Below are 11975 nucleotides of genomic sequence, written 5' to 3'. Positions count from 1 at the left end.
CGTTTCCGCCCCGGCGCGGCCAACCTGACCGTTTAGCGTGCACTCATGCGGATTGCCGACCTCGGTGCACTCACCGTCTGGCGGGGCGAGCCCGGATCGGGGGCGCCCGCGGACGTCGGCGGCCCGAAACCGCGGGCCCTGCTGGGGGTGCTGGCCCTGCTGGGCGGTCGGCCCATCTCCGCCGAACGGCTCGCCGGGACGGTGTGGCCGGACCGCAGTCCGGCGGCAGCGCTGCCGTCGCTGCAGACCTACGTGGCCAAGCTGCGGCAGATCCTGGAGCCGGGACGGGCGGCCCGCACCCCGGCCACCGTCCTCGTCACGTCCCCGGCCGGTTACGCCCTGCACCTGCCGACCGACTCCATCGACTCCCGCCGCTTCGCCACCGGGGTACCGGCCGTCCACGCCCAGCTGACCCGCCCCACATCCGGCCTGCCGACCCTGCCGCCGGGGATCTCCGGAACAGTGGCCGGCGAGCTGCGGGCGCGCCTGACGGAGTTGCTCGATCTGTGGCGGGACACCCCGTTCCTCGATGTGCCCGACGACGACCGGGTGATCGCGGAGCGAGCCCGGCTGGAGGGTCTGCGCCTGGTCGCCGTCGAGGACCTCGCGTTGCTGCGGATGGCGGCCGGGGAGAACGGCCCGGTGGCCGACGCGCTCCTGCCGTTACTGCCCGATCACCCGGTCCGCGAGCCGTTGTGGGCGCTGACGGCCCTGGCCCTGGCCCGGGCCGGTCGACAGGGCGACGCCTTGGACACCATCCGCCGCATCCGCAGGGCCCTGGCCGACGAACTCGGGATCGACCCGGGGCCGGGCCTGCAGGACGTCGAGACCGCCGTTCTCCGACAGGACGAGAGACTGCACTGGCAGCTGGCGATGCCGATCACAGTGTCGACCCGACCGCCGGTGGACGCCGTCGCCGCACCACCGGACCGAACGGACGACACGGCCCATGATTGGCCCCTCGTCGGCCGTGACCCCGAACTGGCCGAGCTGGACGTGGTGCTGCGACGGGCGACGTCCGGGAGGACCACCGCCGCGCTGATCGTGGGCGAGGCCGGGATCGGGAAGACCCGGTTGATCGACGCACTGACCACCCGCGCCCGGGTCGCGGGAATGACGGTCGTGACGGCGACCTGCTCGGCGGACTCCGGGGCGCCCCCTCTGTGGCCGTGGCGGCGGCTGCTCAGCCAGCTCGACACCGCCACTACCGCAGACGGTCTCAGTCCGAACCCGCTGCCGGATCTCGATGTCGTCACGCCTTTCCTTGACGACGACCCGGCCGACGAGGGAACCCGGTTCCGCTGGTGGGAGGCGGTGGTGGTCCGGCTTCGTGAGGCGGCCGGGACGACCCCGCTGGTGGTGGTGCTCGACGACCTCCATTGGGCGGACCCGTCGACCCTGTCGCTGCTGCAGCACGTGGTCGACCGCTGCCGCACCGCGCGTCTGGCCGTCGTCCTCGGCCGACGGCCGGTGCCGGACCCGGCACCACCGCTGGCCGTGCTCGGTGAGTCCCTGGCGCGTCACGACGCCCTCCGCCTGGATCTGGCCGGGCTGCGTCCCCCGGACATCGAGGCGTTGCTGCGCGCCACTTCTCCCGGTCTCGAGGAGACCCCGGTCAAGCGATCGGCCGACGACCTGTGGGCACGCACCAAAGGGAACGCGTTCTTCGTCACCGAACTGATCCGCCTGAGCCGGCAGGGCGGTGCGACGGGCGATATCCCCACCTCCGTGGGCGATGTCGTGCGGTCGCGGCTGCAGCAGTTGCCGGCGCCGAGCCGTGAGACCACGCTGGCGGCCGCGGTCGTGGGTCAGCGTTTCGACGCCCTGCTGCTGTCCGCCGTCACCGGTCAGGAACCCGATGTCGTCCTGGAGGCGATGGAACCGGCGGTGACCGCGGGGCTGATCGCCGAGATCGACGCAGCTCGCTACGCTTTCGCGCACGCGCTGGTCCGGGACGCGGTGGTGTCGTCGCTCCCGCTGACCCGCCGCAGCCGCCACCACGCCGCGGTGGCCAAGGCCCTGGAAGAGGGCCACACACTGGACCCGGCGACCGCCCGATCCGAGGCGGTCCGGCACTGGATCGCCGCGGGACCTCTCTACGCGGGCCGGGCGTGGCGGGCCGCAGCCGCAGTGGCGGCCGATGCGGCGGCTCTGCGCGCCTGGGACGAGGCGGCGGCCCTGCTCCGCGACGCCACCCTCGCGGCTGCCACCGACCCGCTGGCGACCGACCAGCAACGTTACGACCTGCACATGCAACGGGCCGACGTGTGCCGGTGGCGGGCCGACCAGGATGGGCTGGACGAGGCACTGCTCGCCGCCTACGACACTGCTGCCGCCCGGGGCGACGTCGAGCGGGCCGCACGGGCCGCCATCGGCACCATCGAGGCGGCCGTCTGGCTGCCCCGGGTGTTCGACACGGTCGAGCCCCGCATCGTCGATGCGCTGCGACACTGCCTGCGCGAGCTGCCGTCTCGGGAGTCCGAGCTGGGCTGCCGGGTGATGCTGGCATTGGCGTCCGAGCTGTACTACGCCGACGCCCCGCAGGAACGGGCCGCGCTGGTCGAACAGGGTCTGGCCGTGGCCCGGCGACTGGACGAACCCGACCTGCTGGTCTGGGCGATGACCGCCGCCTTCCAGGCGACCTGGCGTCCCGGCACCCGGGAGGAACGCTTCGGGTTGGCCCGGGAGGCGGTCGCCGCGGCCGAGCGGACCGGGGAGGCGCGACACCTGGCCATCGCCCGGTACCTGTTGGCCGCCGCGGCCGGCGAGACGGGGCGGATCGACGTGATGTGGGAGCAGATCCGCCGCGGCCGCGAGGTGTGTCAAGCGCACTCCCTGACCTCGCCGCTGGTCGCCCTGGGATGGCTGGAAGCACCCTGGCTGGCCCTACAGGGCGACGTGGCCCGGGCGTGGGAACTCACGGCGGCGTCGGCGCAGCTGATGGAGATGACCTCCATGCCCCACAAGGCCACCGCGCCGGCGTCCACGGCGCTGGTCCTGCAGATGATCACCGACGACATCAGACCGGAGACGGTGGACGCCTTCGCCGCGATGGCCGAGCATTCGCACCTGCCGATGCACACCACCCTGTTGTGGATGCTGGTCCGCACGGGGCGACGGGACGAGGCGGACCTGCACCTGCGCACTCGCGGTGTTCCCCGGCCGAAGGACACCTGGATGCGATCGTCGCTGGATGCCCAGATTGCCGAGATCGCCGCCGCACTGGGCGATGTCGACCTGGCTGCTGGTGTCTATGGTCGACTGGCGGAGCAGGCGGGGACCCCGGCCGCCGCGGGAGCCAGTTCGGCGATGGGCCCGATCGACACCTATCTCGCGGTGGCCGCTGCCACCACCGGCGAGCGGGCGGTCGCGGCGCGGCATGCCGACGATGCCCAGCGGCTGTGTGAGCAGTGGGCCATCCCGCTGGCGGCCCAGCGACTGGCCGACTTCCGCTCGCGGTACGGCTTCTGAGGACGCCGACGGCGGCGGGCGCCTGTGGCGCCCACCGCCGGAACTGGCTGTCCGGCCGATGATGTCGGCCGGTGGGTGATCAGCGGGCGGAGCCGGCGATCGCCCGCAGGTAGGCGCTGCCGCCGGTGCGGGGAGCGGCCAGCGAGGGATCGATCGCTCGCAGGTAGGCGCTCGGGCCCGTCGTCGGGGCACCGAACGAGGGGTCGATCGCCCGCAGGTAGGCGCTGGGCCGGTGAGCGGCGACGGCGGCCCGGGCCGGCCGCGGCGCGGGGGCAGTACGGATGTCGGCGACCGGGGTCGCGACGGGGGCATCGGCGAAAAGGACGTTGCTCATGAAAACCTCCACCAGGAGAGCGGCTGTGCAGAAGAGGGAGGGGCAGATCGGGGACGGCGGCGTCTCGCACAGCGGACGTCCACGTCCGCATCTGCCTCGTCAGGGAACTGGCAGCACCATCGCGCCCAGGCCTCGTGTCCCTGACGCCAAAAACGCTACTCCTGCGCATGGACCGGATGTGGCCGCGGACGCTGAGACCTCATTCACACCGTCACATCGGTACCCGACACTGTCGGGATGGCTGCTTCCGACCGTCTCGCGACCTGGTGCCGCCGCTGGGAGCTGGTGCCGGACGGAACGCGGGTCCGCGGCAACACCGCCCTGGTACTGCCGGTGCGGACGGGTCGCGGACGGCCGGCAGTGCTTCGCCTCGGCCGTCCGGATGGTGACGACGCCGCCGCCGGGGCCGCCCTGCGAATCTGGCGCGGCGACGGAGCCGTGGAGCTGCTCCGGCACGATGCCAGCGAGAACGTCAGCCTCCTGGAACGTCTCGACGCCCGCCGCACCCTCGACGTGCTGCCCGTGGCGGACGCCATCGTCGTCGCGGCCGAGCTGCGGGCCCGGTTGATCCGCCCGGCTTCGGCCGACATCCCCGACGGCCGAGCCCTTCTCGCGCGATGGGAGGACTCGCTGCGGAGGCGGTCGACCGCGGACCGCCTCTTCGTCGACGCCGCCGACCGGTGCCGCCGACTGCGTGACTGCCTGGGCCCACCCGTCCTGGTCAACGCCGACCTGCACTACCGGAACGTGCTGGCCGGCGAACGGATGCCGTGGTTGGTCATCGACCCCCATCCGGTGGCCGTCGAGGCGGAGTTCGGCACCGCGGCCCTCCTGTGGGGTCGTTGGCCGGAGGCCGATCCCCTGGCTCTACTCGACGTCGTCGCGCGCGTGGGCGGCCTGGACGCCGACCGCGCCCGCGACTGGGCCGTCGTCGAGACGTCGATGAAACTGCTCGGACCGGCCGGACCCCGGAGGCCCCAGTGGCGGGCGGTGCTGGACCGGTTGCTGACCCGCCCCGCCGGTGAGACTCGTTGCCCTTGAGTTGGTGTCGACTACGACCGGGCGGCGGCGGCCGCGCCGAAGACCCGCTCCTCCTTGCGGGCGAAGCGCGGGCCGACCCACCACTTCCACGGCAGCCGGAAGACGCCAGCCCCGGGCTGCCGGAACAACGCCTCCCGACCCGACTCCGGCGTCGTGTACATGACCCAACCGAGGATGCGGAGCTGGTACTTCGCCGGGTACCCCGAGGAGATCGCTTTCTCGATGGCCTTCCACTGTCGGGCCGGCTCGATGTGGCGCTGGATGAGCGGGATGGCCGCCGTCTCCTCATGGCTCAGGTGGTCGTCCAAGGTGCGGCGAGCAGCCACCAGTCGTACCTCCAGGGCCGCGTGGGCGTCGGGATCGGCCACCTCGGCCAACCGACGGAATCCGGTCTGGCAGGCCGCCAGCAACGGGTCGATCTGACCGTGCTCGGCCTCCATGTCGTCCAGCACCGCGCGGGCCGCGACGTCCCCGGCGGCGTCGACCGCCGCCAGCAACGGCGGCCACAACGTGTCGTCCTCTGCGCTGTGGTGGTGGTGGAGCAGGAACGCGAAGAACTCCCACCGTTCGGCCAGGTCGATCCACGCGGCCCGGTCGGCGACCGGGGTGGCGGGGACCGCGCGGGCGAACGCGTCCAGGTCGCGCCGGAACGCGAAATGCATCATGTACATGCCGATCATGTCGATCGGCCCCTCGGGGGCGGCGGCCTGGCCGGGCAGCAGGACCTGGGGGACGGCGGGGGCGGTGGTCATCGGAACTCCTCGGGTCGGTGACTGGCCGGTCCACCGTGCGACGGAGCACTCCGTGACCACTCAAAGGTGACTGAACGCGCAGCTCAGGCCACCCAGGGGCCGTGCGGCGGCCGGCACTCCGTCCGGGGGCGGCCCGGATCCCGGCGTCGTGACCTGGTGGACCGCTGCACCGGCGTCCGCCGCTTGGTCAGCGCCCGGCGGCGGCCGCGGTCGTCCGGGCGGCGACGTGGGCCCGCTCCCCCTGCGGACCGAACAGCGACAGGATCTCCACCGGCGGGCTCCCCGGCGTGGTGTCGGCCGGGCCGAAGGCGTGGGGAACGCGGGTGTCGAACTCGGCGACCTCCCCCGGCCCCAGCACCGTCTCCTGGTCGCCGAGCAGCAAACGAATGCGGCCGCTCAGCACGTAGAACCACTCGTAGCCCTCGTGCTGCTGGAGGGTCGGCGGCACCCGCTCGGTCGGCGGGATGACCATCTTGAAGGCCTGCACCCCGCCGGGCCGCCGGGTCAACGGCACGATGGTCCGGCCGTTCCGTCGGAACGGTCGCAGATGCACCCGGGGATCACCGGTCTCCGGGGCGCCCACCAGGTCGTCGAGGGGCACCTGGTAGGTGCGCGCCAACGGCAGCAGCTGCTCGAGAGTGGGCTTCAGCCGGCCGGTCTCGAGACGGGAGATGGTGCTGGCGGTCAGGCCGGTGTCGTCGGCGACCTCCTGCAGGGTGCGGCGCCGCTCGGTGCGCAGGGCCCGCAGCCGCGGCCCGACCGCCGTCAGCACGGCGTCCACCGTGGGTGATGCCGCCGTCGGCCTGATGGGTTCGGTCATCCGCCCAGCATGCCGGCGATGTTGCCGATTCGCACATTCTCTCGCGGATCTGCTTGCCGACAGGTCACAGTGGTGCGGTCCCTGGAGGTGACCGATGAATGAACCTGCCCAGTCTTCCCGGCCGGCCGATCCGGCCGAACTCTTCGACGTGGTCGTCGTCGGCGCGGGCGCGGCGGGCCTGAGCGCCGCCGTGACCCTCGGCCGTTCCCGTCGCTCCGTCCTCGTGCTGGACGGCGGGCCGCCCCGGAACGCTCCCGCCGCCGGCATGCACAACTATCTCGGCCTCGACGGCGCCGCCCCCGCCGACCTGCTCGCGGCCGGCCGCGCCGAGGCCGAGCACTACGGCGTCCATATCCGCCGCACCCGCGCCGTCGGAGCCTCCGGCGGGCGGGACGACTTCCGGATCGCCCTGGCCGACGGGAGCACGGTCGGCGCGCGACGGCTGATCGTGGCCAGCGGGGTCGTCGACCAGCTCCCGGCCGTCCCGGGACTGGCGGCCCGGTGGGGGCGGGACGTGTTGCACTGCCCCTACTGTCACGGTTGGGAGGTCCGGGACCAGGCGATCGGTATCCTGGCCGCCGGCCCCCACTCCCTGCACCAGACCCTGCTGTTCCGACAGCTCAGCACCGACGTGATCGTCTTCGCCGAGCCCGGCGTCCTACCGGCCGAAGCCGTCGAGCAGCTGACCGCCCTGGGCGTACCGATCGTCGACGTGCCGGTCGAGCAGGTCGTCGTCACCGACGATCGGCTGTCCGGGGTGCGCCTGACCGACGGGCGCCTGATCCGTCGGGACGCCCTGGCCGTCACCACCCGCGCCGTCGCCGACTCCCCCGTGCTTGACGATCTGGGTCTGACGCCGGCCCCGCACCCCCTGGGTCCGCACTTCGGCGAGACCTACCCGAGCGACCCGATGACCGGGGCCACGAGCGTGCCGGGCGTGTCGCTCGCCGGCAACGTCACCGACCCGATGGTGATGGTGGTCGTCGCCGCCGGGCGCGGGACGATGACCGGCGCCATGGTCAATGCTGAACTGGCCGCGTCCGACGCGGCCGCCAGAACAGCGGCCGCCCGCGCCGCCGCCCCCCAACCCGCCCTGGAGAGCCGATGAGCCACCCACCCGCCGACGATTCCCCGGCGCAGGGGGACCAGCGCACGGCCTGGGAGGCCCGCTACGCCGAGTCCGACCGCATCTGGAGCGGACGGGTCAACACCGTGCTGGCCGATCTCGCCGGCGATTGGCCGGTGGGCACGGCGCTGGACCTCGGCTGCGGCGAAGGGGGTGACACCGTCTGGCTGGCCGGCCGGGGTTGGCACGTGACCGGTGTCGATCTGGCCGCGAACGCGGTCGAGCGCACCCGCCGGGCCGCCGTCCAGGCCGGGGTCACCGACCGGGTGACCGTACGGCAGGCCGACCTGCAGGACGGGATCCCCGACGGCGACTGGGATCTGGTCAGCGCGCAGTTCCTACAGTCGTTCGTCGCCTTCGATCGCGGACCCGCGCTCCGGGCGGCCCTGGCGGCGCTCCGCCCCGGAGGACGACTGCTCGTCGTCGACCACGCCGAGGCACCACCGTGGGCCGGTCGGCACCACCACGGATCGGAGGCGGCCGGCGGCCACCGGCACGGTCCGGCCGACTTCCCGGCCCCCGCGGACACCGTCGCCGGCCTCGCCCTCGATCCGTTCTTCCACGAGGTCGAGCTGGCCGAGGTGCGCACCCGCACCGCGACCGGCCCGGACGGATCGACGGGGACACTGAAGGACGGTGTGGTGCTCGTCCGGCGCCGATGAACCCCGCACCGGGGTGAGACTGCTGGGGTGACCGGCAGATCGACGACGATGCAGCGCCTCGGCCTGGACCGGGACGGCGCTTCCGCCCGTGTCGTCGACGTCAATGACGGCATCATCGCCACCGGCGGGATCGTCGAGGGCTTGGCGGGGGCCGGGGTGGGGGGCCAGGCCATCGTGCTCGCCGCCGCGGCCGCCCTGCTGGCCGGTGCACTCTCGTTGGGTGGGGCCAAGTACGCCGAGGCAGCCGCCGAGCGGGAGGTCCAATTCGGCCTGCTCGAGGAGGAACGGCGACTGCTCGAACTCAGCCCCGCCGCCGAACTGGCGGAGCTGGCCGAGATCTACCGGGCCAGAGGTCTGTCCCCGGAGACGGCCGCCCGGGTGGCCGAGGAGCTCAGTGCGACGGACGCGCTGCGGGCGCACGCCGAGGCCGAGTACGGCATCTCGGGGCCGACGGCCGACCCGTGGCCGGTGGCTGTCGGGGCCGGCCTGTCCTTCGCGCTTGGGGCGGCGGTCCCGCTGACGCTGGTCCTGCTCACACCCACTCCGTGGGAGGGCGCCATGGTCTACGCGTCGACCCTGCTGGCGCTGTGCCTCACCTCGTGGATCGTGGCGCGGGTCGGTCGCACCGGGTTCGTCCGGGTGGCCCGACGGGCCGTCGTCGTCGGCGGGCTCGCGCTGGGCCTGTCCTGGCTGGGCGGCCAGCTCTTCGCCGGGCCGTAGAAGGACCGCTCGGGTGACTTCGGCGCTGTGGCCGGCGCCGGCGGCCGCCGCGGTAGCGTCGGGCGGTGCTGCCACCACCGCTGGACCCCGACCTGCCCCGCGCCGAGGACTTCGGTTTCGACCCGGCGGACGCCGCGTTCTGCGCCGACCCGTACCCGGTGTTCGCGTTGCTGCGGGCCGCCGGCCCGGTCGTCACCTACGCCCCGCGGGGCCTGTATCTCCTCCCCCGCTACGCCGAGGTGCACGCCGCCCTCCGGGACCGTCGGCTGGGCCGGGCTTTCGCGCACCGCTACACGCCGGCCGAGTTCGGCCAGCCCGAGTTCGAGGCGCGGTGGCCGCGATGGGAGGAGTCCGAACGGTGGTCGCTGCTGAACCTGGAGCCACCGGACCACACCCGGCTGCGCCGACTGGTGACCGCGGTGTTCACTGCCCGGTCGGTGGCCCGTCTGGAGCCCCGCATCACCGAACTGGCCGCCGCGCACCTCGATCGTGCCGTCGAGATCGCCGACGCGGAAGGTTCTTTCGATCTGATCGCCGACTATGCGCAGCCGTACTCGGTGGCGGTGATCTGCACGCTGCTCGGTGTGCCGGTCGCCGACGGCCCGCGGCTACTGGACTGGTCGCACGCCATCGTCAAGATGTACGAGCTGCACCGCACCCCGGCCCAGGAACAGGCGGCGGAACGGGCCGCCGACGAATTCCTCGCCTACGTCACCGATCTGCTCGTCCAGCGGCGGGCCCGGCCGGCGGACGATCTCATCACCGCGCTGGCCGAGGTGGCCGACTCCGGTGACCGGCTGACCGACGACGAGATCCTCGGCACCGTCATCGTGCTGCTCAACGCCGGGCACGAGGCCACGGTCAACACGCTCGGCAACGGCGTTCGGGCGCTGCTGAGCCACCGCGACCAGTGGCACCGGCTCACCGACGGGTTGGTCGAGCCCGCCACCGCGGTCGAGGAGATGATCCGTTGGGACGCCCCGTTGCAGCTGTTCGAACGATGGGTGCTGGACGACGGGGTGGAGTTCGGTGGCCGACGGTTCGCGGTCGGTGAACGGATCGGCATGCTCTTCGGCTCGGCCAACCGGGACCCGTCCCGGTTCCCCGAACCGGACGCCTTCCTGGTCGACCGGGGCGACGCCACCCACATCGGTTTCGGTGGTGGGCTGCACTTCTGCATCGGGGCCCCGTTGGCCCGGCTCGAGCTGGGCTGTTCGTTGCTGCAGCTCATCCAGCGCTGCCCCGGACTGCGGATGGTCGAGGACCCCGTCTTCCATCCGTCCTTCGTCATCCACGGATTGGAAGATCTGAGGCTCGCACCGTCCTCAGCGTAGGAGCAGCCGGGCCCACGCGTCGCCCAGCCAGCGGCCGAACTCGTCCGGCGACCAGCCTCGCTGGCGGACGAGCAGATCCCAGTATTCGGCCGCGTTCATGCTCCACAGCACGTCGGCGACCGCTTCGTCGGTCAGGTCGTCGCGCAGTTCACCGGTCGAGCGCAGCTCGCCGGCCAACACCCGCATGTTGGCCGCCCGACGGGCGGCGATCGTCGACCACACCTCAGCGCAGGCCGGATCGTCCACCCCGGCGTCGCGCAACGCCAGGAAGATCGGCCCCAGCCGCTGCTGGACGGCGCTGATGGCCTGCCCGTACAGACGCAGCTTCTCGTGAGCGCGGACCGCCCGCCTCACCGCCACGACATACTCGCGTTCCTCCGGGGGCACGGCCCGGTCGGTACCCGAGATCGCCGTCTCGACCAGCTCGCGCAGGATGACCGGCTTCCGACCCACGGCGGCGTAGACGGTGTCGACCGCGACCCCGGCGCCTCCGGCGATGTCGCCGATCGTGGTGGCGCGGTAGCCATTCGTGGTGAACAGCGCGCGGGCGGCGGCCAGCACCTCGCGACGGGTCGCCGCCGCCTGCTCGGCGCGTTGGGCCGAGCGGTAACCCCGTCGCGCGCCGGAACCCTTGACCGCGTCGACCATCAGCCGTACCGTTTCCTTTTCGTCCGAATTGCCTTCGGGTCAATTTGGACCATGGTGCCACACAGGAACCGGAGGCCACGCCATGGTGTACGCATTCATCCAGGACGTTCCGATCGACGACGCCATGTACTGGCGGATCGTGGACAACATCGGGCCGGAACCGTTGGAGGGGCAGCTGATTCACCTGTGCATCCGCCGACCCGACGGCGGGCTCCGCTACGTCGACGTCTGGGAGTCGGCCGAGCTGTGTCGCCGCGCCTTCGATCGGCGCATCCACCTGGCGGTGGACGCTGCCTTCGGTGGCCGCCGGCCTGACACCGAGCCGCGCACGGAGCGGCTCGAGGTCCTCCACGCCTCGGGATCGGCGGTTCGACAGACCATCTGAGCGCCCCGCCTCCCGGCCGTCGGCCCGTAGTGACAGCTGCCGGACGTCTTCGGACACGTGCCGTCGAGGACGGCCGGCGACGGTCTGCCGCCGAGCGACGTCGACGCCCGGTGGACAATGGAACGGTGATGGAACTCCCGATCTACCGCAGCGCGATCCGGCAGTTCGGTCAACGCGTCGGTCTGGTGCGCGATCACCAGTGGGGCCTGTCGACCCCGGATCCGCGGTGGACGGTGGACGGCCTCGTCGACCACGTCACGGCTGGGCAGCTGGCCGTCGCCGCGGCCCTGGGAACCGCGCCACCGGACGGTCAGACCGTCGACCGACCGGCACGTTGGTCGGCCGCGTCGGCGGCGGCGCTGACCGCCTTCGGCACGGTCGAGGACTGGTCGGCGACGGTCGACGGTCCGGATGGCCCGGTACCGGCCGGCGAGGTGCTGTGGCGGGCGGCCACCGAACTGGCCATTCACACCTGGGACCTGGCCCGCGCCATCGGGGCGCCCGACGAGTTGCCCAACGACCTGCTCGCGCATGTCCTCGACCAGGCCCGCGAGCACGGAGACCGGTGGTTCACCGCCGACCGTTACGCGCCGGCCATCCCGGTACCGGGGTGCACCGAGGACCTCATCGAGCTGCTGGCGCGGGCCGGTCGCAACCGGTGGTGGCGACGGGGCTGACCGGT

Annotated in this window: 12 protein-coding genes; 8 read left to right on the top strand and 4 right to left on the bottom strand. The window is 72.9% G+C overall.

Annotation, left to right across the window (positions count from 1 at the left end):
* Window positions 1-45: 45 nt before the first annotated feature.
* Complete coding sequence (locus FDO65_RS00165) at window positions 46-3471, top strand: ATP-binding protein (protein WP_137447493.1); 3426 nt, start codon at window positions 46-48, stop codon at window positions 3469-3471.
* A gap of 79 nt (window positions 3472-3550) precedes the next feature.
* Here FDO65_RS00165 and FDO65_RS00160 read toward each other — a convergent pair whose 3' ends face one another.
* Window positions 3551-3805 (bottom strand): hypothetical protein, encoded by a 255-nt coding sequence (locus FDO65_RS00160; RefSeq protein WP_137447492.1) that lies wholly within the window; start codon window positions 3803-3805, stop codon window positions 3551-3553.
* Between the two features lie 237 nt (window positions 3806-4042).
* On the opposite strand from FDO65_RS00160, the gene FDO65_RS00155 reads away from it, so the two are divergent.
* Window positions 4043-4846 carry an aminoglycoside phosphotransferase family protein gene (locus tag FDO65_RS00155; RefSeq protein ID WP_137447491.1) on the top strand — a complete coding sequence of 268 codons (804 nt, stop codon included), beginning with the start codon at window positions 4043-4045 and terminating at the stop codon, window positions 4844-4846.
* An 11-nt stretch (window positions 4847-4857) separates the two neighbouring features.
* Here the strand turns inward: FDO65_RS00155 and FDO65_RS00150 are convergent, their stop codons facing one another.
* The gene (locus FDO65_RS00150) at window positions 4858-5598 is read right to left on the bottom strand and encodes a hemerythrin domain-containing protein (protein ID WP_137447490.1); all 741 of its coding nucleotides are present in this window, start codon (window positions 5596-5598) and stop codon (window positions 4858-4860) included.
* A 187-nt stretch (window positions 5599-5785) separates the two neighbouring features.
* A complete protein-coding gene (locus FDO65_RS00145) occupies window positions 5786-6418 on the bottom strand; it encodes a helix-turn-helix domain-containing protein (RefSeq protein ID WP_137447489.1) in 633 nt (210 codons plus the stop codon).
* 94 nt (window positions 6419-6512) lie between these two features.
* Between FDO65_RS00145 and FDO65_RS00140 the strand changes: the two genes are divergently transcribed.
* From FDO65_RS00140 to FDO65_RS00125, 4 genes are all read left to right on the top strand, one after another.
* The gene (locus tag FDO65_RS00140; RefSeq protein WP_137447488.1) at window positions 6513-7526 is read left to right on the top strand and encodes an NAD(P)/FAD-dependent oxidoreductase; all 1014 of its coding nucleotides are present in this window, start codon (window positions 6513-6515) and stop codon (window positions 7524-7526) included.
* Window positions 7523-8206 carry an SAM-dependent methyltransferase gene (locus tag FDO65_RS00135; RefSeq protein WP_137447487.1) on the top strand — a complete coding sequence of 228 codons (684 nt, stop codon included), beginning with the start codon at window positions 7523-7525 and terminating at the stop codon, window positions 8204-8206. The genes FDO65_RS00140 and FDO65_RS00135 overlap by 4 nt, the downstream gene beginning before the upstream one ends.
* Before the next feature lie 27 nt (window positions 8207-8233).
* A complete protein-coding gene (locus FDO65_RS00130) occupies window positions 8234-8926 on the top strand; it encodes a VIT1/CCC1 transporter family protein (protein WP_137447486.1) in 693 nt (230 codons plus the stop codon).
* A 65-nt stretch (window positions 8927-8991) separates the two neighbouring features.
* Window positions 8992-10260, top strand: coding sequence for a cytochrome P450 (locus FDO65_RS00125; protein ID WP_240757335.1), 1269 nt, complete (start codon window positions 8992-8994; stop codon window positions 10258-10260).
* Here the strand turns inward: FDO65_RS00125 and FDO65_RS00120 are convergent.
* Entirely contained in the window at window positions 10252-10908 is a 657-nt protein-coding gene (locus FDO65_RS00120; protein WP_137447485.1) for a TetR/AcrR family transcriptional regulator, read from the bottom strand. The two genes, FDO65_RS00125 and FDO65_RS00120, sit on opposite strands and share 9 nt — an antisense overlap.
* A gap of 82 nt (window positions 10909-10990) precedes the next feature.
* On the opposite strand from FDO65_RS00120, the gene FDO65_RS00115 reads away from it, so the two are divergent.
* Together FDO65_RS00115 and FDO65_RS00110 are read left to right on the top strand one after the other, a co-directional pair.
* Window positions 10991-11293: a hypothetical protein gene (locus FDO65_RS00115; RefSeq protein WP_137447484.1), complete on the top strand. Its 303-nt coding sequence runs from the start codon at window positions 10991-10993 to the stop codon at window positions 11291-11293.
* Window positions 11294-11421: 128 nt separating this feature from the next.
* Complete coding sequence (locus tag FDO65_RS00110) at window positions 11422-11970, top strand: TIGR03086 family metal-binding protein (RefSeq protein WP_137447483.1); 549 nt, start codon at window positions 11422-11424, stop codon at window positions 11968-11970.
* Window positions 11971-11975: the final 5 nt, after the last annotated feature.

The sequence above is a fragment of the Nakamurella flava genome (genome assembly GCF_005298075.1).
In the GTDB taxonomy this organism is placed as follows: domain Bacteria; phylum Actinomycetota; class Actinomycetes; order Mycobacteriales; family Nakamurellaceae; genus Nakamurella; species Nakamurella flava.
Note: the sequence above shows the minus strand (reverse complement) of the source record. Positions and strands in the feature narration are given on the sequence as shown.

Bases quoted from the DNA above. Each gene is read 5' to 3' on its own strand.
- FDO65_RS00165 (WP_137447493.1), top strand. From the start codon at position 46: ATGCGGATTGCCGACCTCGGTGCACTCACCGTCTGGCGGGGCGAGCCC.
- FDO65_RS00160 (WP_137447492.1), bottom strand. From the start codon at position 3,805: ATGAGCAACGTCCTTTTCGCCGATGCCCCCGTCGCGACCCCGGTCGCC.
- FDO65_RS00155 (WP_137447491.1), top strand. From the start codon at position 4,043: ATGGCTGCTTCCGACCGTCTCGCGACCTGGTGCCGCCGCTGGGAGCTG.
- FDO65_RS00150 (WP_137447490.1), bottom strand. From the start codon at position 5,598: ATGACCACCGCCCCCGCCGTCCCCCAGGTCCTGCTGCCCGGCCAGGCC.
- FDO65_RS00145 (WP_137447489.1), bottom strand. From the start codon at position 6,418: ATGACCGAACCCATCAGGCCGACGGCGGCATCACCCACGGTGGACGCC.
- FDO65_RS00140 (WP_137447488.1), top strand. From the start codon at position 6,513: ATGAATGAACCTGCCCAGTCTTCCCGGCCGGCCGATCCGGCCGAACTC.
- FDO65_RS00135 (WP_137447487.1), top strand. From the start codon at position 7,523: ATGAGCCACCCACCCGCCGACGATTCCCCGGCGCAGGGGGACCAGCGC.
- FDO65_RS00120 (WP_137447485.1), bottom strand. From the start codon at position 10,908: ATGGTCGACGCGGTCAAGGGTTCCGGCGCGCGACGGGGTTACCGCTCG.
- FDO65_RS00115 (WP_137447484.1), top strand. From the start codon at position 10,991: ATGGTGTACGCATTCATCCAGGACGTTCCGATCGACGACGCCATGTAC.
- FDO65_RS00110 (WP_137447483.1), top strand. From the start codon at position 11,422: ATGGAACTCCCGATCTACCGCAGCGCGATCCGGCAGTTCGGTCAACGC.